The 26,997-nt window shown below is 51.2% G+C and carries 19 protein-coding genes and 1 pseudogene; 1 reads left to right on the forward strand and 19 read right to left on the reverse strand.

What is annotated here, in order from left to right:
- Positions 1-118 precede the first annotated feature (118 nt).
- The gene (locus NSU14_RS13610) at positions 119-1,366 is read right to left on the reverse strand and encodes an MFS transporter (protein ID WP_336100290.1); all 1,248 of its coding nucleotides are present in this window, start codon (positions 1,364-1,366) and stop codon (positions 119-121) included.
- 560 nt (positions 1,367-1,926) lie between these two features.
- Between NSU14_RS13610 and NSU14_RS13615 the strand changes: the two are divergent.
- A pseudogene (locus NSU14_RS13615) lies at positions 1,927-2,100 on the forward strand (transposase); the annotation flags it as partial.
- Between the two features lie 75 nt (positions 2,101-2,175).
- On the opposite strand, the gene NSU14_RS13620 reads toward NSU14_RS13615, so the two are convergent.
- From NSU14_RS13620 to rbsK, 18 genes are all read right to left on the reverse strand, one after another.
- A complete protein-coding gene (locus tag NSU14_RS13620) occupies positions 2,176-2,979 on the reverse strand; it encodes a phosphoenolpyruvate hydrolase family protein (RefSeq protein ID WP_371916264.1) in 804 nt (267 codons plus the stop codon).
- A 46-nt stretch (positions 2,980-3,025) separates the two neighbouring features.
- Entirely contained in the window at positions 3,026-4,249 is a 1,224-nt protein-coding gene (locus tag NSU14_RS13625; RefSeq protein ID WP_076243144.1) for a Tm-1-like ATP-binding domain-containing protein, read from the reverse strand.
- A 108-nt stretch (positions 4,250-4,357) separates the two neighbouring features.
- Positions 4,358-5,557, reverse strand: a complete 1,200-nt coding sequence (locus NSU14_RS13630) for a phosphoenolpyruvate hydrolase family protein (protein WP_340945451.1) — start codon at positions 5,555-5,557, stop codon at positions 4,358-4,360.
- Positions 5,558-5,766: 209 nt separating this feature from the next.
- Positions 5,767-7,479, reverse strand: coding sequence for a hypothetical protein (locus NSU14_RS13635; protein ID WP_336100294.1), 1,713 nt, complete (start codon positions 7,477-7,479; stop codon positions 5,767-5,769).
- Between the two features lie 2 nt (positions 7,480-7,481).
- Complete coding sequence (locus NSU14_RS13640) at positions 7,482-10,676, reverse strand: family 43 glycosylhydrolase (RefSeq protein WP_340945455.1); 3,195 nt, start codon at positions 10,674-10,676, stop codon at positions 7,482-7,484.
- Positions 10,677-11,531: 855 nt separating this feature from the next.
- Positions 11,532-13,382, reverse strand: a complete 1,851-nt coding sequence (locus NSU14_RS13645; protein ID WP_042137499.1) for a sensor histidine kinase — start codon at positions 13,380-13,382, stop codon at positions 11,532-11,534.
- 20 nt (positions 13,383-13,402) lie between these two features.
- The gene (locus NSU14_RS13650; RefSeq protein ID WP_340945459.1) at positions 13,403-14,845 is read right to left on the reverse strand and encodes a response regulator; all 1,443 of its coding nucleotides are present in this window, start codon (positions 14,843-14,845) and stop codon (positions 13,403-13,405) included.
- A 120-nt stretch (positions 14,846-14,965) separates the two neighbouring features.
- Positions 14,966-16,561, reverse strand: a complete 1,596-nt coding sequence (locus NSU14_RS13655) for an extracellular solute-binding protein (protein ID WP_340945461.1) — start codon at positions 16,559-16,561, stop codon at positions 14,966-14,968.
- A 130-nt stretch (positions 16,562-16,691) separates the two neighbouring features.
- Positions 16,692-17,588, reverse strand: a complete 897-nt coding sequence (locus NSU14_RS13660) for a carbohydrate ABC transporter permease (protein ID WP_081970010.1) — start codon at positions 17,586-17,588, stop codon at positions 16,692-16,694.
- A complete protein-coding gene (locus NSU14_RS13665) occupies positions 17,582-18,532 on the reverse strand; it encodes an ABC transporter permease (RefSeq protein WP_042137495.1) in 951 nt (316 codons plus the stop codon). Before NSU14_RS13665 ends, NSU14_RS13660 begins: the two co-directional genes overlap by 7 nt.
- A gap of 198 nt (positions 18,533-18,730) precedes the next feature.
- Positions 18,731-19,465: a glutamine amidotransferase gene (locus NSU14_RS13670; protein WP_340945465.1), complete on the reverse strand. Its 735-nt coding sequence runs from the start codon at positions 19,463-19,465 to the stop codon at positions 18,731-18,733.
- Positions 19,466-19,537: 72 nt separating this feature from the next.
- Positions 19,538-20,851: an ArgE/DapE family deacylase gene (locus NSU14_RS13675; protein ID WP_231575146.1), complete on the reverse strand. Its 1,314-nt coding sequence runs from the start codon at positions 20,849-20,851 to the stop codon at positions 19,538-19,540.
- A 70-nt stretch (positions 20,852-20,921) separates the two neighbouring features.
- The gene (locus NSU14_RS13680; RefSeq protein ID WP_042137490.1) at positions 20,922-21,431 is read right to left on the reverse strand and encodes an ureidoglycolate lyase; all 510 of its coding nucleotides are present in this window, start codon (positions 21,429-21,431) and stop codon (positions 20,922-20,924) included.
- A 26-nt stretch (positions 21,432-21,457) separates the two neighbouring features.
- Positions 21,458-22,495, reverse strand: coding sequence for an autoinducer 2 ABC transporter substrate-binding protein (locus NSU14_RS13685; RefSeq protein WP_042137488.1), 1,038 nt, complete (start codon positions 22,493-22,495; stop codon positions 21,458-21,460).
- Positions 22,496-22,500: 5 nt separating this feature from the next.
- The gene (locus tag NSU14_RS13690; protein WP_042137486.1) at positions 22,501-23,445 is read right to left on the reverse strand and encodes an ABC transporter permease; all 945 of its coding nucleotides are present in this window, start codon (positions 23,443-23,445) and stop codon (positions 22,501-22,503) included.
- Positions 23,442-24,404 carry an ABC transporter permease gene (locus NSU14_RS13695; protein ID WP_042137484.1) on the reverse strand — a complete coding sequence of 321 codons (963 nt, stop codon included), beginning with the start codon at positions 24,402-24,404 and terminating at the stop codon, positions 23,442-23,444. Before NSU14_RS13695 ends, NSU14_RS13690 begins: the two co-directional genes overlap by 4 nt.
- Positions 24,401-25,912 carry a sugar ABC transporter ATP-binding protein gene (locus NSU14_RS13700; protein ID WP_340945475.1) on the reverse strand — a complete coding sequence of 504 codons (1,512 nt, stop codon included), beginning with the start codon at positions 25,910-25,912 and terminating at the stop codon, positions 24,401-24,403. Before NSU14_RS13700 ends, NSU14_RS13695 begins: the two co-directional genes overlap by 4 nt.
- A gap of 151 nt (positions 25,913-26,063) precedes the next feature.
- On the reverse strand, positions 26,064-26,981 hold the full coding sequence (gene rbsK / locus NSU14_RS13705; RefSeq protein WP_340945478.1) for a ribokinase: 918 nt from the start codon (positions 26,979-26,981) through the stop codon (positions 26,064-26,066).
- Positions 26,982-26,997 lie beyond the last annotated feature (16 nt).

Here is a 26,997-nt window from a genome sequence, read left to right on the forward strand (position 1 = left end):
TGCAGCACCCGTAAAACGTCAATGAAGCAGCGATTCTCCGATAAGGGGAATGCTGCTTCGCATCTTGCACACAATATCAGAAGGGAATAAAGTAAGTACACCATCTTTATCCGTGAGATTATATTTCTTGTGCAGCAGAGGTATGATCCGGCGCTTTTTGATTCATGATCGGCAACATCACCATTGCGCCGAGGAGGAATAATATCCCTGCTCCGCTAAAGATCGTACTCAGTGAAAAAGCGTTCTTAAGCGCGCCGGCAAAGGACATGGAAACGACCATCATCCCGACAAACATCGGATTCAGCACTCCGTTGACCCGGCCGACAATGGATGTATGTGACCATTTCAGAATCATCGTACTGATCCCGATATGAATGCAAGGGAAAACAAGCCCATTTAGAAACTGGATGCTAAGCGTGAGCGGAATGCTTGTCGAAAACCCGACAATCGTGGTACAAACGGCGCCTGTCAGCATGCCTATAGCCAGGAGAAGCTGGGGCGGTACTCTTTTGGCAAAGACGGCTACAATCCCTCCCCCGATCAGCATGGCTGCTCCATTCACCATAAGCATATATTGCAGGAACTCCTCACTTCGGCCCAGCCGCTCTGTTACGATAAACAGATTGAGCGCTTGGGCTACTCCAACCGAAAGTCCAGCCAGAATAAATGCGAGTCCGAGCATACGCAGCACCTGGCTCTGCCAGACATAACGAAAGCCTTCGATGAAATCTTTACGGAATTGCCCTTTTACCTTGACCGTTTGGGATTGCATCTGATCCTCGGGCAGACGAACAAGGACGAGCGCAGACAGCAGAAAAACCACACCCATTACAGCGATTGAGGTTTCCAGGCCAAAGGTGCTATAAACGAAAGTGCCCAGCATGGGCCCAAGCACCATGAAGATGGCCATCAGCGATTGGAAGAGCGCCATGCCCTGCTGAAGCTGTTCTTCAGGCACATGGTATTTAAATAACCGCATGCTGGAAGGCTGTGAGAACTGGGAAAGAATAGCCGAGATGAAGGCGACCAGGTACACGGATTCCCAAGAACCGAAGTGAATGCTCATCAGAACGGCGAACACCGATACTGCGGATAGTGAATCGCACCAGATCATAGTCCGCTTCGGCCGCCACCGGTCGGCAAACGTACCTCCGATGAATGAAAACACAAAAATAGGCGCGAATTCAGCTACGCTAATCAGGGAAATAGCGTAGGGATCATTGTTGGTTCTGTCTGCAACATAGAGAAGAATAGCAAAATTACGCACCCAGATGCCAATCTGCAGCAGCACGCTTGATAAAAGAATTGTCTGCAGGAACCGGTTACGGAAAAGGCTCGGCGGGTTTGCGCTTGTTTCAGGCCTCATCAGTCTTTATACCTCCTATTGATCCATAAATATACTTCCCTTAATGATAGGCAAGGGTCTCCTTTCCCATCCTTATTATACGGACCAGACCCGGATCTATAAAGGCTTAAGTAAATAAATAGGAGCAGTTTCTCACCTCAATAAGGGCTGTCCCAAAAGGCAGCCTTGGTTTTTTTGAGTAGGTTCAACGTGCGATGCTCCGAGAACGGACCGTTGTTCCAATCGCTGTGCTCTCCAGATTTTTTTCATTTCCCTTAGCGGTGAAAATCCGGAGACCAAGGCGAACGCTTCCGCTTTACCAAAAGGAGCGATTTCTTTGTACATTCAATAGTCCATGGACCAACTTTGCTTGCCAATGGACTTGGAAGAAGACATTCCAGAAAACCTCCTCGATCGCGCTCATTAACGCAGCCGTTAATCGGCTTGACGATACCGTCATGGAAAAGGCGCGGCAGATCGTGGGGAATTTCCCAGAACGGTGATTGCGGATGCAGGCTACGGCAGTTAAGAAAACTACGCCTACCTGAAAAAGGATAAGATTCAGGCAATTCGGAAACGTCATGACGGAACCGGAAAGTGTATTTGGACAACTGAAGAATAACTGGGACTTCCGGCGCTTTCTGCTTCGCGGCATGGAAAAAGTGACGCTTGAGATCGGTTGGCTTTTGCTTACTCATAATCTGCTGAAGCAAGCCACCAATGACCAAAAACGCAGAGCAGCGATGCTCCAATAACGGGAGAATCGCTGCTCTGCTCACTTTTTGTAGTTTTTGGGACAGCCCCTTAAGGCAATGACCTGTTTCCCGTAGTTATTTCGAAATCGATTTGAAAGACTCGGTCTGCTGTGTAATGCCCTTCTCTGCCGCAAAGCGCTCAATGCTCGACGCGCCGAAGAACCCATCGATGCCCTTCGTTCTCTGAATGACATAAGCGGCATCCTCCGGCTCTGCAATCGGTCCGCCGTGGCAAATAATCATGATGTCCGGGTTCACAGCCCGCCCGGCTTCAATAATCGCTTCAATTCGTTCTACACAGTCGTCCAGGGTCAGTGCTGTTCTGGCACCGATCGTGCCCTTCGTCGTCAAGCCCATGTGGGCAACCAGAATATCAGCACCCGCCTCCGCCATGGCTTTGGCCTGCACAGGATCAAAGACATACGGGGTGGTTAGTAAATCCAGCTCATGGGCGATACGGATCATTTCAACTTCCAAGTCGTACCCCATACCGGTTTCCTCCAGATTTTGTCTAAATACCCCATCAATCAAGCCTACTGTAGGGAAGTTCTGAACACCGCTGAAGCCCTGCTCCTTCAATTGCTTCAGATATACCTCCATCACCCGGAACGGGTCTGTGCCGCATACCCCTGCCAGAACAGGAGTATGCTTGACAACGGGCAGCACCTCTGCGCCCATCTCAACGACGATCTGATTGGCATCCCCATAGGACAGCAAGCCCGCCAGTGAACCACGGCCTGCCATTCTGTAACGGCCGGAATTATATATAATCAGCATATCCGCTCCGCCTGCTTCACTGCTCTTGGCCGTAATCCCTGTGCCGGCCCCGACACCGAGGAGAATCTTGCCCAGATCCACCTCATTCTTGAATTTGGCCATAATTTCTGTTCTGCTTAGCTTGTTCATTCGTATATCCTCCTTATTGTTATTCAGGAAATCGATGTGCATGCATGAGTTCGATCAGCTTGAGTGCTGCAGCCTCTGCAAAGGCCGGATCGTTGATGGCGCAATCCATCTCAATGACTTCAACCCTTGTGCGGTCAACATGCTGGCGCAGGCTATCGAATAACATACGGTCCTCCTCCGGCCCGTAGAAGGGCTGCCCCTCCACATCAATTGCGGAAATGCCCCTAAGCGGCAGTATCAGCACGGTGCTCTCTTCGGCCATGTTCAGCTTCTCTGCCAGCTTCCTTCCGATCTGTTCATTCTCCGCCACTGTCGTTCTCATCAGGGTAACGGTCGGATTATGCTGGTAAAAGGTATGATCCTTGAATTTCTCCGGCACGGTATCTGCCGGTCCAAAATTGCACATATCCAAAGCGCCCACCGAAACGACCTGCGGAATGCGCTTGCGTCCTGCAGCCTCCAACCGGTGCGGCCCCGCATTCAAGACACCGCCGATGATCTCATCCGCCCACTCGGTCGTCGTCAAGTCGAGTACCCCTTCAATGAAACCCGCCTCGATGAGCGCCTCCATTGATTGTCCCCCGATACCTGTGGCGTGGAACACAAGCACCTCGTAGCCCCGTTCCTCCAGGTATTTTCTTGCCGCTGTCACACAGGGCGTTGTTACTCCGAACATCGTGGCTGCCACTAGCGGTTTCTTCTCCGGTATATGCGTATGCTCAAATTTAAGCATTCCCGCCATCGCATATATTGCGTTTGTAAATATTGCTGTGGAAATCGAATTCAAGCCTGCGACATCCACCACAGAGGGAATCATGATAATATCGCTTGTGCCTACGTATGGAGCTGTATTTCCGGATGCAACCGTTGATACCAATACCTTCGGAACGCCAATTGGCAGGGCTCTCATAGCCGGAGCGACCAGAGAGGTTCCGCCGGTACCCCCAAAGGATATGATACCGTCAAATTTCCCCTGCTTGTACAACTGGGGAATCAGCTTCTCCAATCCTTGGGATAGCAGCTCAGTAGCCAAAGCCCGGTCCTTCCTTGCTGCAAGCTCCTCTATGTCCATGCCTGCGGCGTACGCCACCTCCCGGTTAGACACATCCGGAACAAAGGCCGGCTCGAACACGCCTGTATGGATCATCAGGGTCCCCAGCCCAAGCTCCTCTGCAATCCTCTTAATGTATAGATACTCCTCACCTTTCGTATCAAACGTTCCAGCTATTGCGATGGTCTTCATTCTGCTGCCTCCTCATATGGATCATCTGGAACAGTGCTCAATCCCGGTAGCCGAGCGCTATAGACTAATCATACGGGGCTTACTTAAGAGTGAAAACGCTTTTATGTACTATGTTTTTGTGTTTAGGTTAGATCTGTACTGCTTGGGAGAGCAGCCCTTCAGCTTTTTAAACATTTTGCTGAATTGGGCATAATCCGGATACCCTGCCATCGCGGCCACCTCGGATAATTGAAGCTGCGGTGCCTGGAGCAGCGTCGCAGCTTTATTGATGCGGAAGCTCACCAGATAGGTCTGAAAGCTGCAGCCCACCTCTTGTTTAAACAAGCTGCTCAAATAACTGCGCGATACATGAGCTACCTTGGCCAGATCCGCAAAAACAACTTCATCGCTGTAGTTATGTGCGACATACTCTTTAACAAACTCAACATAATCATAATGCCTTGTGATGCCGCTGAGCATTTTGACCATGAAATCATCCTCATTCAGCTTGCCCAGGCGCTTGAAATCGCGGGTAATTGCCGTAATCGACTGCTCGGATGGAATCCGTTCGAAGGCAGAGCCGCCAATGTAGCCCATAATATCTGTGTTATTACTGTACATGTACTGGACGTCGACGGGTGTCTTCACCGGACCGCCGTAAATCATCTTAATCACATCTGGCTTAAGTTGCCCGCAGGCAGCAAAAATGCGCAGTGCCCTTGCTTTGGCTGCCTCTAAGGAGACAACCTTCCGCGCCCCTACTAATCCGCCTTCGGTCAGGCCGAGATGAGCACAGATTACATCTGCCCCCGCCTCGAGCATCTGGACCGCCTGGGACTCGTCAAATACGAAGGCCACCGTAAACAGCTCCTCCCGGTGGGCCAGTCGTATGGCCTCAACCTCTTTGTCATAGCTGATTCCGTCTTCTTCCAGAGCCTCTCTGAACAATCCGTCTATCAGGCCGACTGTCGGATAATTATTGACTCCCGCAAAGCCTTTGTCCTTGATATCCATTATATAACCGGCTATTTCTCTGGTGGGATCATTCGCATTCAGCCCGAAGAGCACGGGAGTATGCCTCACCAGCGGTACGATTTCCCTTGACCCGAAGTCCATCACCATATCATTGCTGTTGCAGAACGGTAAAAAGCCTGCCAGAGAGCTTCTCCCCATCTGGCGGAACTTGCCGGAGTTCAGCATTAATATAAAGTCCGCTCCGCTCTGGGCGGCAACCTTGGCTGTAATCCCCGTACCTGTCGAGACACCAATGACATGATTACCCTCATGCAGTTGTGATTGAAGGCGCTCCAGTATGGTTGTTCTGTTCAAGCTCTATCGCTCCTCATCTCTTCAGATTCCTCAATCTTAACCATCTTATATAAAAGAAAAAGCCACCCTGCTACTGAGAGCGCTTCAATCCTGTATCTTCTATTATAACAATGTACAGGAGCTGAAAAACCATAACCCGCAAAGTTACTTTTGCGGGTTATGGTTTCTGTTTGGGTCTGTATTTGAAGGGTCTGTATCCGTATCTGCCGTTACTTTTTCCCCTGTGCCTGCTGGGTAGGACCATAATTGGCGGCTCCGGTGAAGTGAACATCATCCGCCGACGGATAGTATTTCGGGACCTGTAAATCCCGCTGGTACAGTCTTAAGTGCTCTCCGCGCGGAACAATATCGACGACATCACAGCCTCTCCAGGATACCGAATATTGTTCGCCGCGCACCGTTTCTTGTACCACCGCCGTCTCCACAGGATGCTCCAGCTCCACTATATCCCCTGCCTTAACATTGCGGAATACCACCAGATTGCCCTCTCTTGAGGGTGCACAGGCTATTCCATTAATCCTCCCTTCGAGGTTCTGCCCCATCCAGTCGTACACCCGTACTGCAACATCATATGTCTGCTTGGGCTTGATGGAAATATAGCCTGTATCGGGGTAATTCATGCTCACCGTGGCTTCCTCTGTTTCTTTATCGACAGGGATATTAACGAGAACCATTCCACCGCGGTATTCCACCGCCCGGTTCCATATGATCTCCAGGGCCACCGGAGCCATGCCGACGCAGCAGCCCGCAATGGAGCGGAACTTGGACAATGAGATGGAGTTGACGAGGGAGCCGCCGGTGAAGCCGCCAATCATTCTCTTGTCAATCTCCCTGTAGGTGACCCCCTGCCCATCAGGTAAGGTATTGTCTGTCACTACATAAGATGCCACCTTGAGCTGATTCTCCACCAGCTGGTTCCGTGCAAACAGGGTCATATCGTTCCAATATTCCTCGTACCCGGCCAGAATTAACTCATTCGCGCATTCGATCATATCCTTAATGCAGCAGGTTTCACAGTGCTCCTCATGCTGCGGATGCCACTGGGCATATTCCGGTACCCAGCCGAAGGAGGAGGACAAGGAACGGATATAATCATAGATCCCTTTACCCGCGGTAATATACCGCCCGGCGCCTGTGATGCGTCCAAGACGGACGAGTCCGGAGGCAACCCAGCCTGCCGAATGGATATGGCCGAAAAACTCCATTTTGTAATTAAAATAACGCGAGGGTCCCAGGAGGTGGTTGGCAATGCCAACAGCCAGATCAAGCGCCACCCCGTCTCCGGTGATCTCATATCTGCGCACCAGGGAGTGAAGCATAATCGCATTGCGAATTCCCTGCTCCCCCCGTCCGGTGTGCCTGGACAGATCGAATCCGCCGTCTTTCAAATATACGTCATTGGGGAATTCATATACCGGCTCCTTTTCCTCATAATCACCTGACCAGAAGGTTCTTACCTTCCTTTCGATGACAAGGGAGCGTAGCCCTCTTACAAGCTCGGAAGCCTTCTTTTCCGGTTCCGGGTCCAAAGGGTTATTCTCCACCATCCTGTTCAGTGCCGGAAGAATATAGCCCATTTCGTGAAAGGAGCTGTGATTCGTATGTGTCCAGGAGTATGGCTCATGAAAGCGCAGCCCGTGCTCTCCCCAAGACTTCATAAGATGGCGGTAAAAGGATAACTGAACCTCAGCTCCCTCTTCGGTCTTCAGCATTTTCCGGACGGCGTCAATGGCTTCGTACCAGGAGCCGACCAGCTCCGCGTCGTCTACCCGGCAATGAGCAGCTTCCGCAGGCTTCTTATGAGGGAGCACAAGCCAATACGGAAGGTTATCCGCTTTCTCATCCACCATGGATGTCAGATACCCCAGAACAAGCTGCGCATTTCGTAAAGGCTCAAATTTCTCGTATGCGGGAGTAGCCATATCTATTCCTCCATAGCCCCCTCTGCTTCTGCAGATTGATCCTTCGATTCCTGGTGGGCAGTATCGGCATCAGTATTAATATTAATCATGCTAACCTTAAAGTCGTCGTAGTCGATGGAGGCGTTGGCGTAGCCGTCGATGCCGAACAGCTGGCCGGTCAGCTTGCTGCCGCCGGTATGGCGGAAGCTGAAGTCCGTGGCCACCGGAGCAGGAGCATCGTTAATATAGACGGTATAAGTCTTGGCGTCCCAGTTAGCGACCATTTTGATTTTGTACCATGTGCTCAGACTGAAGTCTTTAACCTTAACCTTATTGGAGGCTCCATTCTGCACGATGATTTTACCTGTATCAAACGCCGTGACCATGGAATAATTGCCGTTTCCGCTGTCGTTCCTCACCATGGCGCCATTGGCGTACGGGAAGCTACTGTTCAATCTGACGCGATATTCGATGACGATACGTTCATCCGCCTCAGCTTTGACCTCACCTGTATATGGCAGGAACAGATTGGCCTTGCCCGCTGTAGCGGTAGTCGTCAGCCGGAGGAATTTATTCCCGCCTTCCTCCTGCACAGTGGTGGTAGCGCCGCCAGTGAGAGCTTCGCTGACAATACCGTAAGGGTATTTACCTTCCGTGTCGCCGGAGAAATCCCGGTAAGCGTTATAGAACACGCCATCCTGTGTAGTGTTAAGCGAAGCTAACAGGGCGGCCTCTGCTTCAGCAAGCTTATTAAGCTCCCTGTCAAACTGCTCTTTGGTCAAATTCGCGTTCCCGGCCAGTTCCTCCGCGTGATCCACTTCTGCCACGAAGGCGTTATACTTCGATTGACTATAGTTACCTAGCCCGTCTCCCAAAGGATAGGAGAAATTGACCAGCTTGCCGCGGAGCTGGTTCACAATCTCATCCAGACCATAACCCGGAACAACTTCTACGGAAACGGTGGAGAAGAACTCACGTCCGGCCAGCTTCAGGGTAACAGGCACCTGAACTGTGCCAATCGAACTGAAATCAAGTCCTGTCAGCTCCCGGCTGACGACAGCGGCCTGCTTCGGCTTATTATTGTAAACGACATCCACAATTCCGGGCAGCTTGGGGCTTACACCAGAAGGAGTCCTCACCGCAGTTACCACTTGAACCACCTCAGAAGCTGGGATGACGGTCAGGTTGTATTCCGCCTGCTTACCGCTATACGCGGCTGTTATAAGAGCTGTGCCCGGTTTAACCGCATACACCGATTGGCCAACCGAACCGGACTCCATCCTGGCTACCTCGGGATCGCTGCTGGTATACTGGGCATCGCCTGTCACCTTTCGAACTTCATAGTTGTTATAATGTGCTGTTAGCTGAAGGGGCGAGCTGGTCTGCCCGCTGGTCAGTATAGGGGACAATCCCTTCATCACAACAGACTGCACCGATTTAGGCTCTGCAGTTACGGTAACCGCGGCCGTTGTTGTTTTCCCGTTGTAGGCAGCGGTGATAGTGACACTGCCTGCCTTTAGAGCCTCAATCAGATTCCCTGTAATAACGGCCACCTTCGTATCAGAAGAACTGAAGACCGCTCCTGTATTAACAGTGGAATAAGTAGTGCCTGTTACCGAATACAGGGGCAAACTGCGGGTTTCCCCCAAGCCCAGCGTGAACCCTGGAGCTTCAAATAGAAGCTCTGACGTATTCAGCCGGAACACATCCATACTGTCGATTTCGGCAACATTTTTCCCCTTGTAGAAGCTGATGGTGTTGCTGCCTTGTTCAAGATAGACCTTCGCCGTGGAAGCCCCCCAGCGGTTCAATCCCGAATAGACAATGTTCAGATTGGCACCGGAACCGCCGTTGACCGACAAGATATGGGAGGCCTCTCCCGCATCCGGTGAGCCATTGGCATTACGTACAGACAGCATATAAAAGCCCGCCTCCGGCACGTTAACTGTAAACCGGGCATAATCATTGTCGTTCCTGATGTTGGCGACTTTCATCCCGCCGGAAGCGGAGGCTTCCCGCCGGACAGCCGGGAAAGATTCATCAGCCGGATCTTTCACCAGTATCGCTGCTTCTGCTTCATAACGCGTCCGCACCGGCTCACCCGAAGGCACTGCAAGCGGACTGTTCGGATCGGCGGGTTCTCCCAGGTTCGGCGTATGGTCTGCATTCCAGGTGAACCTCTGCGCACGGACATTGCGGGTCCAGCCTGAGCCCGGCCAGCGGGCGGTATGGTAGATAATCCAGTCCTCTGTACCGTCTGGAGAGGTGACGATACTGTGGTGGCCCGGGCCGTAGACGCCATTCGCACTGGAGAAGACCGGCTGATCGCGCTTGATCCAGGAGCCTGGGTTCAGCGGATCATCACTGAGCTTGGCGGTAATCAGCCCAAGGCAGTAGCTGTCTGTCCAGCTTCCATTGGCAGAATAGATCAGATTAATAGTGTCCCCCTTTATAGTGATCTGCGGACCTTCATTGATTCTGCCCGGGGACGTCTCCCAATCATGTTCAGGCGTAGATATCAGTACCCGCTGCGAGCTTATGGTCCGCGGATCGCTCATCCGGGCGATGTATAGATTCTGGAAGCTTCCGTCCGTATCTTCCCAGCCGGACCAGATGAAATAGTGTTGCTCACCCACCGTCAGCACCGTTCCGTCGATCGCCCAGCGGTCGGTGGGATCGGTGATTTTACCTTTGAACTCCCAGGTTCCGCTTAGCGGATCTGCACTGGCGTTCTCCAGCACGTACATACGGTGGTTGGCGTTGGTTCCGTTGTCGGCTGCGAAGTAGATGTACCATTTGTACGCTCCGTCCGTATCTTTGAGATAGTGCATTTCCGGCGCCCACACATTGGAGCTATACTGCGTCCCCTTAACCGGTGTCCAGGCCAGGCTCCGCTCACCCGCTTCAATGCCGGTGATGGTCTTCGCCCTGCGGATCATGATCCCGCTGGCATTGACGAATACGTTGTAATAATAGCCGTCCGTATGCTGGTATACCCAAGGATCGGCTCCCGTCTGCATAATAACATTGTAGAAATCGGACACGTTATTCCCTCCTTGTACAGCGGCCGGCCCCGGTGAAGCCGGCGTTGACTCTTCCGCAGCAGCCACCCCGCCCCATTGTGGCAGCATCAGCAGCAGTGCGAGACACAGCAGCAGCACTCTGGATTTTTTGCCAGGCATGTGCAGCCCTTCTTCGATAGATAAAAACGCTTTCATTTTTTCATCTCCCTCTTGTTTAGATTTTTCAGGTTAGCGTCCTCATTCTACCTTCTGGAGAACTTTTAAAAAATGTACTATCTTAAATGGTTTTTGTAACCGTTTTAGAAAAAGTGCTTTACCTGTGGCAGGAAACCATAAAATCAACCGGAGGGTGAATCTGAGGTTATATAAGAGGCACTTAAGTATTGAACTTGAAGCTTCGTCGTCACTGCGGTGAACATTTGACTTCCGCCGCTGTTGTCACCAGATTTCTTGATTAATACGGCTCTTCGCGGTGGAAATCCGGTGACTGCTGCTGCTTCCGATGCTAGCTTTCCTGCGGAAAGCTTTCAGGCGGTCGCTACCGCTCCTACAGTTCCAAATTTCCCCTCCGTTTCTTTTGCTTTTTGTTTATCTCTTTAGTGCCTCTTATATGGAATAAATGATTAGTTGGATAAACGTATCTTAATTTGAATGCTTTGCAGCGTCTGAGAGAATTAGTTGGAAAAACGTCATTTAATTTCATGGATTTCCTCTACTCTGCTCGATTTTCCGCCTATTAAGTGCTATTTTTCCAACTGTTCCCTGTGAAGGACACCTCTGTTCATGAGCAAGTGTAGTTAATCCAACTGCTATTTCCGGCGACAGGCGCTACCACATCCTTGTCCATACTGTTGCCAGCTTCTGAAGCTATGCAATCCAAAAAGACACCTCCCGATTAAAGGAAGTGTCCTGGTTGCACATTCGATTAGCCTATCTGCCCTTCCCGGTAAAGATCTGTCTGATGAGCTCCAGTGGAACCTTGGGAATCCAGCCGGATCTTACGAATTACGGACAGGATTCTTCTGTCCGCAGGATCGGCGTCGTCATAGCTCACATTCCCTCAGATTGTCTAAACTCTTCAATCGTATCGCGGTCGTACGCCAGCTGCGGAATCTTCACGGTCACTGTTGTTCCATGCCCAAACCGGCTTTCTATAGTGATCCCGTAACCTTCTCCGAACAGAAGCCGGAGCCTGTTATGGATATTTGTGATCCCAATACCTTGTACCGGTTGTCCGTCTGATGCCCGCGCCGGGTACTCCATACCCAGCTTGGCCTGGAGGGCGGCTAGTACTTCCGGTTCCATTCCTTTCCCTGTATCTGTAATACAGAAGCACACATCTCCATGCTCATCCATCCTTCCGGTAACCAGAAGCCGGCCGCCTTCGTCCATCCGCTCCAGCCCGTGGTAGACAGAATTCTCCACAATAGGCTGGAGGATCATCTTGGGCGTCTTCATAGATAGCAGCCTCTCCTCCACATCAAGCTCCATGGAGAATTTATTCTCGTAGCGGATTAAGATAATCTTCATATAGGCCTGAATACAGTCCACTTCTTCCCGAATCTGTACAAGATTATCCTTCTTGATGCTGTACCGGAAAATCTTGGACATACAGTAGGTAATTTGCGCAATCTCCCTGCTTCCGTATTCCAATCCGATGCTGCTGATACAATTAAGCGTATTATAGAGGAAGTGAGGATTAATCTGGCTCTGCAGGGCAGAGAATTCCGCCTGCTTCTGGCTCAGCTCGGATTCATAGAGTCTGGCCTGGGTACCAAACATGTCTCTGGCCATTTCCTCCATTTCATCCATCATCCGGTTAATGTCGCGGGCCAGCAAGCCCACCTCATTGGTGAACCGGACTTTAATGCGGAAGCCCATGTCCCGCCGCCCGACCCTCTTCATATCCATAACAAGTCCCATTAACGGACGCATCAGATTGTTCATGAAGAAGCTGCCGGTTAAGAGCATGGTTAGAATAATGCCAATGCCGACGATAATACTGACCTTCCGCATCGGGGCCATGTCCGCAGTCAGTTCACGCACCGGAATCATACTAACAACCCGCCATCCGTCAGCCTCCTCCAGACCCTTGACCTGAACGAGAATCTCCTCCCCGTCGATGGTTTCTTTTACACCATTAAGCAAGATATCCTTATCCATAGACAGCACATCCCTGAACAAGGTACCGCGGGCATTAGAATTCGTGGAGGCGATTACTTCGTCCCGGTTATTCAGTATGTACAAGGTGGAATTGGCTGTTAATTCTGTATTTTCCACCAGCCCCTGCAGCTTGTCCATATTGACCATCACGGTGCAGTAACCTGTAATCTGGGAGAAATAGACTCCCCCAATATTCTCCACAATCGGCGCGATATAGAAGAACTGTTCCGTACCTGTCCGTTCGTCTTTCAGAATCGTGGTGAACATCCCCTGCTCCCGCAGCATAGGGTCATCCTTATATTTCTGAATAAAAGTATCATAGGGGTTGATGAAAAAAATATCGCCGCTTGCCGAGTCCAGACTGTGCAGCCGCCTTCCCTTGATGTCGTTAATGATGATGCCGTTCACATAGGAATTGAAGGATCTCATGTATTCCATAAGATCCAGTGCATACGGACCGCTGTCGAACGCTCTTTTGTAGTCATCAACCTCTACGGAGAATTCCTGAATTAGCTTGCTGTTGACTGCAATTCCGGTGCTGACCCGGATATCATTGAACACCGTATCAATCTTGTGGCGGGTCTGTTCAATCATCTGGTTGCCGTAAGTGGCAGCCCGCTTCTGGGTTAAATTAGAGAAGCTATGGAAGAAATAGATCTCCATGACGGTAAATATAACGATCGAGAAAAAAAAGATAAGCCATATCTGATGTTTTAATTTCACTTTACTGGTCTTCATGGCTTACCGCTCCGATCCGATTAGCTTTTTCTGAATTTGGTGGGCGTCATCCCGCAATGCTTCTTGAACACTTTATTGAAATAATAATAATCCACATACCCCGACTTAACGGCAATTTGCTCAATGGACAGGTCCGTATGCTTCAGCAGCTCCCGGGCTTTCCTGATCCTCAGCTCTGCCACATATTCGGAGAAGGTTCTGCCCAGATTGTTCTTGAACAACTGGCAGCAATACACCTGATTAATGAAGAACTGGACAGACAAATCCTTCAGATACAACTTCTGCTCAAAGTTCCGGTCGATATAGGCGACCATCCGGTTGAAGCAGGATAGGATATCCCCTTCCTGCAAGGAACGGCTGCTGCCTTGCCGGATGACCGTAAGGACGTCATGCAAGAAGCTGCACAGAGACGCAAAGTCTTCGAACCGTTCCTTGATCTCGGAATAATTGAGGAATTCCAGCTCCATGTCCCTCAGTTCCTCAGCATACGTGTTGATAAGCATCCCGACAGCCTGATTCCATAAGTAGACCACCTCACCCATGCCCAGATGATGGTTCCTGAAGTATTTCTGCAGTCCTGTAATGTACACATCCATATCGTCAAGCGAATTCCCGTGAATGATCGTATAGAGTCCATCAATACAAGGTTTCATGAGATGAAGCTTCGGCTCATAGTGAACGGCTGCTGAAGTCTGCTCCAGAAAAATATGCGAGGCGGACAGGTCAGCTTCTTTGATCAGTTTGCTCACCTGCTGAAGCTGGCTGCTGATGCTGCTGATGCCCACACTTTGGATTCCCGTCTCTGTCAGCACCCCTTCATCCGGGGTCCACTCCAAGCTGCTCAGATGCTCAGCCATCCGCACGACCAGCAGCTTCCGGGACCCGGCTTCAACCTCCACGGCAGTTATGTTCCTGCCCTCCGGAGACAACAGCTTCCTGATACCCTTAAGTTCACTCCGCAAATAGACCGCAAACACTTGGTAATAGCATACAGCCGTGCTGGCCGGAAGCGGCAGGAAGCGCCTGATCTCGGTCTCATCCCCCGAGGTCAGCGCATCCAGAAGAAGGTGATTGCGCGTTGCGCTTCTCCGGGAAAAGTGAGCGGCCAGCTTCGCAATGAATGTATCTGTCATATCGACATCCAGAGGCTTCAGGAAATAATCGAGCGCCCCGTGGCGTATCGCTTCCTGGGCGTATTCAAATTCCCCATATCCGCTTACGATGACAAACTCGGTGTTCAGCCCTTGAGCTTTGGCCCGCTTCATCAGTTCCAGCCCTGAGATATCCGGCATCCGGATATCCGTAAACACCAAGTCCGGCTGCAGTGTGCGTATGGCCTCCCACGCTTTGTAAGCGCTTGTATATTGTCCTGCAATTTCAAAGCCATACTTCTCCCAGTCGAAGGCGTTCTGTATTCCTCTTATCGCCCACGACTCATCATCTACAATCATGACCTTGTACATGGGTAGCCTCCTGAACCTATGGATTCCTCTGAATAATAGTGAAATTGTCCGGGAATAGCAACCGAAATTCGGATAAACCATGATGATAAACTCTCAATGGCTTATCCGAATATGATGAGATTATTTTTTGGCGGCTTGGCTCTCTCTGTAATTCTTCACATTCTCCTCTTGAACAGCTTTACCGCCGGCGTCCATATATTCTTTCACCAGCTTCTCGTACAGGGCGTCGAACTCTGAAGGCTTGGCAACGATCAGCCTGTCAATCATTTGCTTGTTCATGTCGCCCAGCGTTTTGCCGTACTTGATATTGGCTTCGTTCGGTATGCCATAGTTGTAGCTGCTATAGCCGTCCGTTGTATTGATTGCATAGGAGTCAATCGCCAGCTTCTCATAACTTTTGTCCCCGGCTGCCAGCGCTGCCGCATAGGTTCTGACATTCTTTTCGGTATCGCCCAGCTCAGCGCCGTTAACAATCATCGTATAATCCATATTCAAATTGCTCATTTGCATTTTCTCGCCGGTCTGTGCAATCCCGTGAGGGATGCCGTCTACCATCTTGTGGTTAACGCCTTCATCACCGAACTGCAGGAAGAACATCACTTCCGGATCAGCCATCCAGTTCAGATATTTAATCGCCAGCTCCGCGTTCTTGCTGCTCTTGGGAATGAAGGAGAATATACCATTCTCATTATATACCTCTTTGAGGTATTTGCCTTCGTCATTCTTGAAGGTATCAATCGGAACATAGTTGGCCTCCGGCGAATTTTGCTTCAGCGGAACACGGATTTTTTGTGTCATCGGATAATCCCAGTTGGCGGCATAGAAGCCTACCTTGCCGTTCGTTACATCAGCATCCGCCTGCTTGGTTGTTTTGTCCAGGGCAAAATCAGGGCTGATCAGCTTCTCATTGTACAGCTTGTTCAGCCATTGGTAAGCCTCCTTGTTACCGGGCTTCAGCCAGTTCGACGTGGTGATGAATTCCTCCTCCGGCATGGACTTCCAGAACGATTGCACCAGGTTGCCGAAGGTGTAGTTCATCCCGGCAGCCGCTGTAGCCCAAGGGATGACGCCGTCAACATTACCGGGGTTCTTGTCACGGAAGGCTACCAGCGTCTCATACAATTCGTCCCGGTTCGTCGGAACCGGCAGGCCCAGCTTATCCAGCCAATCCTTGCGGATGAACATTCCGTTCCAGGCCAGCAGGGTCCGCTTGCCCGGGATGGAGACCTGTTTGCCGTCATATTTTCCGTAGGAGAGCACCTTCTCACCCAGGTACGATTTCAATTGCCGGCCGTGCTGTTCAAGCAATTCGTCCAGCGTATAGAGTCCCTTGCTTTTGGCGAAGCGGGTGACCAGGGTCCCGTCGTAGGTGAAGGAAATATCAGGAGCCTGGTTCGCGGCCATTAACACATTCAGCTTGTCGACTTCCTGGGAGCGGGGGACAGGAACAAATTCTACAATGGCGTTATTGGGCTTGCCGAATTTCTCATTAACGTATTGGGTCCATTTGTTGTTGTTCAAATCCGGCTGTCCCTGAACCCCGCGGTCGAACACTTCTACCGTCAAGGTTGCCGGAGCACCGGAAGGGGCGCCAGATGCAGTCGTTGATGCCTCTGACGATGATGTCTCCCCGCTCTTGTTGCCATTGCCTCCACAGCCTGCGGCAACACTGGCCAGAAGAGCTGTACTACACAGAACTGCTGCTATTTTCTTCATGTCCGTCTTCACTATAAACCACCCTTTCATGCCCCTGTTTATTAAAATCGTTCATGCTGTAAACCCTTAGCTTTACATTTATCATTCAACTGTCCTGGAATCCCCTCCTTTGATCTAATATGTTGTTCTATCAGCCCTTGATCGCCCCGGTCATCACACCGTCTACGAAATACTTCTGCAGTTTGGGATAGATCAGTAGAATCGGGATCGTTGTAAACATGACACTGGCTGCTTTCAGGGATTCAGGCACAATGAAGGAGCCTATACTTCCTTCTCCCCCCTGCTGGCTATCCAACTGCTGATTGGCCGAAATGATCTGGTACAGCTTGAGCTGCATAGGGTACAGCTCCTTCTTCGTAATATAGAACAAGGCATCCTGGAAGCCATTCCACCGGTCCACAGCATAGAAAAGGCTTAATGTGGCAATGGAAGGCAGCGAGAGCGGAAGCACAATCCGGATGAGAATGCCCAGATCCGAACACCCGTCAATGGACGCTGATTCCTCCAGACTCTCAGGAAGCGAGGTGAAGAACGTTTTCAGGATGATCAGGTTGAAGACACTCATGGCGCCCGGCAGAATTAGACTCCATACCGTGTTCATCATACCGAGGTTTTTAACCAGAATATAGGAAGGAATCAGTCCGCCGCTGAAATACATCGTGAAGACGAGGGCTGACAGAATGAAATTTCTTCCCCACAGCCGCTTCTTCGTTAACGGATATGCCGCGCAAATGGTCAGGAACATGCACACTACGGTGAAGAAAATGGTAAGCACAATACTATATCCCAGCGTGTACAGCATATCCATATCGCTCAGAATGGTTTTGTAAGTCTCTATTGTGAAGCCTACCGGCCACAGTCCTACTTTTTGGGAAACGATCGCTTCATTGGAGCTGAGGGAAAGCGCTATCATATAAAGGAATGGAACAATACATGTGAAGGATAAGGCCACGATAAATACAATAATCGCAATATCGGCTACACTCATTTTTTTCCCTGGACGCACGTTCTTCATCAGCTTCACCATATTCCATCCTCCCCTAATTTCTTCGCGATGTAGTTGGCGCCTATGAGCAGGGTCAGACCGACCACGGATTGGAACAAGCCTACTGCTGTAGCCTGGGAGAAATCTCCCGAACTAATCCCCACTCTGTACACGAACGTACTGATTACATCGGAATATTCACTGACCAGTGAATTCCCCATCACGAAGGGGCGGTCGAACCCGATGGACACCATCCGGCCAATCTGAAGGATCAGCAGAATATTGATGGTCGGCTTAATGCCGGGCAGAGTAATATGCCACATTTTGCGGAGCCTGCTGCACCCGTCCATATCGGAGGCCTCATACAATTCCTTATTGATTCCGGTGATCGCCGCCAGATAAATGATCGTCCCCCAGCCGATATTCTGCCAGACGCCAACGAAGATGTAGGTGATCAGCCAGGGGACTTTCTGCGACAGGAACTCAATCTTCTCTAGCCCGAGGGCAGCGATGAAATGATTGACCATCCCGCTGTTCGAGAACATCAGGTATACAATCCCCCCAATGATCACCCAGGACATAAAGTGCGGCAGATACAGGACCGTCTGGGTTAATTTCTTGAATCTGGCCTGCCTTACTTCATTCAGAAGAATGGCCAGCAGAATCGGTGCCGGAAATCCCGCGATCAGATCCAGAACATTCAGCACCAGGGTATTCTTCAGTGCACGATAGAAGCTGTCCTGCTGGAAAATAAACCGGAACACATCGAGTCCAACCCACTCGCTCCCCCTTATTCCTGCGAAGATGTTGTAATCCTGGAATGCCATAATCAAGCCATAGATGGGAGCATATTTAAAAATGGCAATGTACGACAGAGGCACCAGCAAAAGGGCATAGAGGATGGCATCTCTTTTTATTCTGAACCAAAAAGTATTTCTCTTATTTATTCCGACACGATTTCGCTGATTGTATAAAACCGCTTTCATTTCTCTCATCCCTCCGGCTGTATTAAGGAGCTCTCATGTCCTTCATTATAGCTTCCGGGGAAAATAAGAAAATGTAATCCCTTAAATGAATTTGGTAATAACTTAAAAGGCTAAAAGTTATATAAAAAGAACAGCATCCTCCGGTTACGGAAGACGCTGTTCTTGCTGTACATTGAATTCTCTCGTCAAAATCTGATGTCAACCCTGCTTCAACGACTTGACGAGGTTAGCCCAGAATGCTGAATAGTGCTCCCATTCCATGAATTCCGTGGAGCCCCAGTGCGGTGAGCAGTCGCTGGCAAAGGCTGCGGTTCTGCCTTTGCCGTAAGTGCCAACGGTAAGAATGACATCACCGTTATGGCTCAGCAGCTCCTCGGCCTCCGTCTTGGCCGCCAGCTTGTTGTATCCAAGCAGCTTCGGCCACTCGCCGTAGCCTGCAAGCGGATGTTCTTTGGCGATTGCAGGAGAGAACCCTGAAGGCATCTCCACCCGGTCATCTCCGTTCTGCATAATAACCGGCAGCACCTCGGCCAGTACCGTATTCGTGTAATTCGCCTTACCCTCAATTCCCATAAACGTCAGGTAGCCGCCGACCATCAGCAGACCGCCGCCTTCCTCTACATACTGCTTAATATTGTCCAGAGCGTTGGGTATGATTTGCATCTGGTAGAAAGTCGGGTTCTGCAGCAGGAACGTATTCGCTCCTACATCACTGATGACTATGGCATCATACGCTTTAAGCTCTTCAAGCGACTGGGGAAACCGGACCTGGACCTCATGGGCAGGCATATAGGTTACCTCAATCCCCTCTTTGCGCAGACAGGACAGCAGGTAAGTGGCCCCTTCCTCATACTTTGTGGATGTAAAGCTGTCATACCCCTTGGTATGAATCATATGCACTACCCAGGATTCTCCAATAAACAAAATTTTCATATTATCATAGCCCTCCGTATTCCGTATTCCATATATGGTCATTAAGGCCTGCACGGCCGGTTGATCGCTAGCTTAAGCCTTCTCTGTCCCGCACCAGTCGATAATCGTCTTGGCGATCATTTTCACAGCCTGGATCACTTCATTTACGGGTGTGAATTCATCGCTGTGATGAGCCAGGCTCGGGTCACCGGGACCGAAGTTAATCGTCGGAATGCCTACATTAACCGGCCAGCCCATGTCCGTGTGGAAGCCAAGCCCTTCGATGGTGCCTGCCTCGCCAATCGCCTGCAGGGACTGGACACAGGTCTGCACAAATGGATGGTCCACATCGGTTTCTGCACAATCCGCGTCGACCATCCACTCGATTTCCGGCAGATGCTCACTTAGCCATGGATCTTGCAGAGCAGCCTGGCGCAGGAAGTCTGTCAATTCCTTCTTCACGTTCCCTCCGACCAGCTTCTCATCACGCTCGGACGGCAGGTACTGCGCATTAAAGACAATCTCTGCCTCATTCGCAAATGAGGTCGGGTATTCACCGGCGTTAAGCTGGGCCACATGCACCTGGCAGGGAATCGATAAATAAGGGTGAGTCTTGCTTACGGCCCACTGCTCATTCAACCGGTCGAACGCATCCAGGATATAGCGTGCTTTCTTGATGGAGTCTACTGCGCCGCCGTCTTTCCAGTCCGCCTGCGGCATTTCGATATGGCCGCTCCGGCCCTGAATCTTGATTTTGCCCCACAGAATCCCTCTGCACAGCGGAGCAATCGTCAGCGAGGTTGGTTCGGTCAATATACAGGCATCGGCCCGGTATCCGTGGTGAATGAAATCGAGTGCCCCCATGCCTCCGGCTTCCTCATCCACCACGGTTCCCACTACAACGGGCCCCTTCAGCTTAAGTCCACTGCCCAGAACCGCCTCCACAGCCATAATCATTGCGGCAACGCCGCCCTTCATATCTACAGTGCCGCGGCCGTACATTTTGCCGTCCATGATCGTGCCTTCGAACGGATCAACCGTCCATTTCGAGCCCGCCATGACAACATCGATATGACCGAACAATAATAAGGACTTACCGGGAGCGTCTTTTCCGAAGGTTGCTGCCAGATTGGGTCTGCCGGTGAAATCTCGTCCCGGGTAATAACCCGCCATTCCTTCATACGGCTTCAGGTCATCCGCATTCGGCTCCCACATCTCGATCTCAGCGCCGAGGCCCTCAAGCTTACGGGAGATAAATTCCTGAACCTCCTTCTCCTTGGAAGGACCCGGTTCATCGAAGAACCACGGGTTGACGCTGGGAATCTGGATCAGCTGCTGCAAAAATTCCAGGATTTCCTCCTGATGATCTTCAATCCATTCCATGACTTGCTGTTCCTGATTCATCATCTCTGCTCCTTCTCGGCCGTCTGCACCGGGCTTGCATCCCGGTGTAACGGCGCCCGCTGTAGTCTAACCTTTAATCAAACCGGATGGTGTCTCCACCAATGAAATCTACCCACGGATTAATCATCTCATCTCCGAACTTGTCCTTCTTCTTCTCAATGGCAAAGAGATACCGGGCATCTTCGGACGCCGGATAAGACGGGCTGTGCCAGACTCCGCGGCCGATGACAATGGCTTGTCCCGGCTTGATGCGGAAGCATTTCACAGTCAGGGGATCAGGCTGCTCCTCCGGGTCTTCGATGTCGTTGCAGCAGGCAACGGGCTGAATGATCTCCCGGTCGAAGGTGAGCAGCAGCTCCTCGCGGCTTACATGCCGTTCCATCGCAGTAACCACGAACGCGCGCTGCTGTGTTTCCACCAAGCCGAAGCCGATGGGCTCCGACACATCCAGCATCTGAATATAGCTCCAGCAGTCCCAGCCGTCACCTGTCTTGGATGGCTCGGTTGCCGGCAGATCAATGACTTTGCCATACGGGGCAAATGCGGTTCCCGTCAAATCTTCTATGATGACTCTATGTTCCATATAAGCTGCCTCCTTTCCAGCTTTGACTAGAAGTCAAAGCTGTCCACATTCTCACTGGTGACTTCAAGAGTGCCGATGAATACGTTCTGTCCGTCAACCTTGACAGCGCCCACGGTCGGAATTTCCATCCCGTCTTTAATTTCATTCCCCTGGGCCAGCTGGTCCAGAATGTAAACTGTAGTATATGCAAGCTTGCCCGGGTCCCAGATAATATCCGTTTTGATCGTGCCGTTGGCGATATAGTTCTTCACAACGCTTGGAACGGCAATCCCTGTAATGGCGATCTGCCCCTGCTCAATCGTGCCCGCCTTCACCGCCTGTTCAACGACCTCAGCCGCTGCCGGCGGCTCACCGCCCGCAAACCCGATAATCCCTTTGAGATCCGGATAAGTCTGGATTAAGTTCTGGGCATTGGCATAAGCCTTCTGCTGGTCATCGTCGCTCGATACGGTCGTTACCAGCTCGATGTCAGGATAGTTAGCTGCAAAATAGGCTTTGGCCGCATCAGACTTGGCAATCTGATTCTGGGAGCCGAGACCTGCCACCATGAAGGCAACCTGCCCCTTGCCGCCCATCTCTTCACCGATTGTCTTAGCCAGCAATTCTCCGACTTCTTCGTCAGTGGCCGGGGCTACATAATATTGACGGTCGGTATCCGGTGCATCGCTGTCCCAGGTGACGATCTTCACATCCTGGTCGGCAGCTTTTTTGAAGACAGGTCCTACCGCCTTGGCATCGTTCGGAGATACACCGATTCCGCTTACCTTGCGGGTCAGCATGTCCTGAATCATGTTGATCTGTTTGGATGAATCCGCCTCGGTTGGTGCATTGAATACAACCTCAACACCCATATCCCCGGCCGCCTGCTTGGCTCCCTTCTCCGCAGCAGCCCAGTAAGCAGGCCCGATCGATTTCGGGTTGATGAAGTAGGTTCTAGTGCCGGAAGCGGCAGCCCCGTTATTAGTCTGGGAGCCGGTGTCCGCCTGAGAATTCCCCGCATTTCCACAAGCAGTCAAGCTCAAAGCAAGTACGCCAGTCAGTAACGCTAATGTCATTTTTTTCATAGGGTTCACTCTCCACTAATTTTTTTATTTCCTACCGCAAGCAGCAGCAGGGCTCCTAAAATGACTGCCTGATACAGCACCGAAACGCCCAGCAAATTCAGACCATTACGCAAGAACACAATAATCAGCAGACCGACAAAGGTGCCGGTAAGGCTTCCCCTCCCTCCAAAAATATGAGTGCCGCCTATCAGAGTAGCTGTGATGACATCCAGCTCTATATTGGTACCCGATGTCGCTTCGGCGCTTGCCAGCCGTGACACCAGGAATACACCTGCCAGTGCAGAGAACAAACCGCTAAGCATAAAGAGTGCGAAACGAATACGGACTACCGAAATGCCGGAATAACGTACGACCTCTTCGTTATTGCCGATCCCGTAAATATAGGTGCCGAATTTCGTTTTCTTCATGACGAAGCTGGCAATCAGGAACAACACGACCAGTACGATTGCATTAAATGGAATTCCTGCAATGTAATGCTGTCCAAGGAAGTAGAAGGAATCCGGGTAGCCGCTGATCGGTCTGCCTTCATTGATGACATAGACCAGGCCCCGGAGCATAACCAGCATTCCGATGGTGACGACAATCGCCTGCATCCTATGCCTTGCAATAAGATAACCGTTAACGGCCCCGCACATCAGACCCGCCACAAGGCCGAAAATGACGCAAATCCAGATGTTGAAGCCCCGTTCAAAGGCGACCCCCATAGATACAGCGGAGAAAGCTAGGATTGATCCGACTGACAGGTCCATCGCACCGGAAATGATGATCAGCGTCATGGGTATAGCGATAAGCCCGACTTCAACCATCTGGTTCAGTACATTCATAAAGTTCGTAACGGATAAGAAATAGGGGGAGAGGAAGCTGAACAGGATTAGGATGAACAGCAACAGTGACAGCTGAACGAGCAGCGTATTCGATTTGAGCGGCAGACGGCTTGTCCAGGCTTTCATACCAGATCCCCTTCTTTCCCTTTATTTTGGCGTGCCCGCTGTAGCGTATTGATAACGATAGCCAGGATAATCAGAAACCCGGTGGTTGCATCCACCCAGAACGGGGAGACCTTCGCAATAATCAGGCCGTTCTTGACGATGCCCATAAAGAGTACGCCGAGCATCGTTCCGCCGATGGTGCCTACGCCGCCAAAGATGCTGCCTCCACCGATCAGAACCGCAGCCATGACTTCAAAGGACAGGCTGTTGCCTGCGGTCGATGCCTGAACACTGCCTACCTTGGCTGCAAAGATAACGGAGGCGATTCCTACCAGCATTCCGGTTAACACATATACCAGGAACTTGGTTCTGGCCACATTGATGCCCGCCAGCTTGGCTGCAGAGCTGTTGCCTCCGACGGAGTATATTCTTCTGCCTCCCCGGGTGTATTTCAGCAAGTAGATGAAGACGGCAATCAGGAGCAGGGCTATGATCAGCGGAAACGAAATCCCCAGCACCATCCCTTGACCGAAAAAGCGGAAGCTGTCCGGGAAATTGTTCATCCATGTTCCGCCGCTTATCCCGACGGCAACCCCCCGGAAGATATACATGGTAGCTAAAGTGACGATGATATCCGGGATTTTCCTTACAGCGATAAAATATCCGTTCACCACTCCGCAAAGGACACCGATAACGACTCCGAGCAAAGCCGCTATGACGGGGGAAACTCCTTTACTGAGAAACAGCCCGACTGAAGTTGCCGTCACTGCCAGGACAGAGCCTACGGATAAATCCATGCCGCCCAGCAGAATGACCATGGTCATCCCGATTGCCACAATAAACATGGTCGTATTCTGATCCAGAATAAGCTTGAAATTAGTAAGGGCGAAGAAGTCCGGTGTGATGATGGAGAAAAGTACGATGACTAGGATCGTGAATATCATGATAGGTGCTTCATGTATATTTGAAATGCGTTTCATAAGGTGCCTCCCTTCCCGCGCGGATGTGAGGCCCGCTGCAGCAGCTGCTCCTGATCAGCTTCGCCATGGGCAAATTCATGTACAATATCACCCTGGTACATCACCAGCACCCGGTCACTGAGTCCTATAACCTCCGGCATTTCCGAAGAAATAAGCAATATGCTTAATCCCTCCCGGGCGAGCTCGTGAATAATGCTGTAAATTTCCGCTTTGGCACCCACATCCACGCCACGCGTGGGTTCTTCAAGTATGAGAATATCGGGTTGGGCTGCAAGCCATTTGCCGATGACCACCTTCTGCTGATTGCCTCCGCTTAAGAAATCCACGGTCTGGCCATCATCCGGCGCCTTGATCCGCAGCTTCTTCATATATTCCGCGCTCACATGCTGAATGGCATTCCGGTCCAGCACTAGTCCTTTGGACAGCTCGGGCAGCATGGCGAAGGTGATATTTTGCCTGATGGACATCGGCTTAATGATGCCCTGGCGGTGCCGGTCAGGGGGGACATAGGCCAGCTTTTTAGCTTTGGCCTTACTGGGATTTGTAATCTTGACAGGCTGTCCATTAATCTCGATCTCCCCGCTTCCCCGCTTCAGGCCGAACAGACGCTCGGCAACCGTATGCGATCCGGAGCCCGGAATACCGAACAGCCCGGCAATTTCTCCTTTTCTCAGCTCAAATGAGATCTTGTGGCTGGCATCCAGTGACAGGTCCCTTACCTTAAGCACTACCTCTTTCCCATGCGGCTGCTTGCGGACCGGATACAACTGCTGAACCTCTTTACCTACCATCATCTGAATTAGGCTCTGCTCGGTGACTTCGCTAATAGGCTGAGTAGCAACCTTGTGGCCGTCTCTTAGAACGGTGACCTTGTCAGCAATCTCGAAGATTTCCTTCATCCGGTGAGAGACATACACGATGGCTACACCCTGTGACCGCAGCCGGCGGATGACTTCAAACATCTTCTTGACTTCATTCTCGGGCAATGCCGCTGACGGCTCGTCCATAATCAGCACATCGGCCTTGAAGGACAGCGCCTTGGCAATCTCGACCACCTGCTGGCTATGCACACCGAGGTGCCGCACCTCTTCACGGACATCGATGTCACCCCCTCCGATGGAGTCGACCAGCGCTTGGGCCTCTGCAACCATTCTGGACCACTTGATCCGGCCGAACCCGCCAGCCATTTCCGGACGGTCGATGAAGATATTCTCCGCTGCGGACAGATTCGTAAACAGGTTGAACTCCTGATGGATAATCGACACACCTTGGCGCTGGGCATCCAGCGGACTGCGGAAGACCGCTTCCTTGCCTTTTAACCTGACGGTTCCCCCTGTTGGCGGATACACACCGGAAAGGATCTTCATCAGCGTTGATTTGCCGGCACCGTTCTCGCCCATTAGTGCGTGGACCTCACCCGGATACAGCTCGAAACCGACATCGGTCAAAGCTTTTACACCCGGGAATTCTTTGCGAATACCCTCCATGGTCAATACTGGTTGAGTCATTCTGTGACCCCCTTTTTCATTCGCTATTGAAACATGGTTTTATAGTTACTTTAATAATTAAAAGCGTTAATTTGCGAAAGTGTTTGGGTGAAGAAACCTCTTTTTCACGAAGGAAACTAATATTTCTATGGTAAGTTATGAATTTCTACGGCTAGGAACCAGCCTGTTCAAGAAAAGCATTAACCTGCTCTATCACGGGTATAGAGCTTTGAGCTCCAGGAGCGGAGACGGTTATCGCGGCTGCAGCGGAAGCATATTGCAGACTGTCTGCCAGTTCCTTGCCTGCATAGTAGGCTGAAGCGAAGGCTCCGATAAATGTATCCCCTGCAGCTGTAGTGTCCACGGCTTCCACAGGATAGGCGGGAATCTCGATGATATTCCCGTCACCATCCATGTATACAGCCCCTTGGCTGCCCAGTGTAATAATCAATTGCGGAATTCCATCCTCCAATAACAACCGGCCCGCGCTGCACGCCTCCTTGAAGCTTACAATCCGCATCCCGCTCAGTGCCTCCGCTTCGGTTTCGTTCATGATCAGTAAGCGTATTCCTCTGAGCTGGTCACGGTCAAATCCGGTCACCGGAGCCGGGTTCATGCATACGGGGACGCCTGCAGCTACGGCCCTATCAATTATCCTGCGATTCACAGAGCCTGGAATTTCATTCTGCAGGAGGATGACATCGTATGGGGACAGCACCAGCGCTTCCAGATCGTCTCCGCCATAACTATAGTTGGCTCCCGGCGACAGGATAATATTGTTCTCCCCTGAGGAATCAGTGGTAATGAGTGCGATCCCGGTCGTTTCCGGCTTGCGGGCAATGGCTGTGGTATCGATCCCCTCATCTTCAAGCTTCCGGCATATCTCTATGCCAAAAGCGTCGGTGCCTACTCCTCCCGCCATCGCTACCTTGGCCCCGGATCGCGCTGCGGCACAGGCCTGATTGCCTCCTTTCCCTCCTGCATGAAAGCCAGTACCCAGACCATGTAACGTTTCACCGGGAACAGGAAGCCGGTCTACCCGGGTCACAATATCCATATTCATGCTGCCTACGACAAGAATGTTAGCCATACCTCTTCCTCCCGTG

This window comes from Paenibacillus sp. FSL R10-2771, assembly GCF_038000205.1.
Classification (GTDB): Bacteria; Bacillota; Bacilli; order Paenibacillales; family Paenibacillaceae; genus Paenibacillus_AQ; species Paenibacillus_AQ phytohabitans.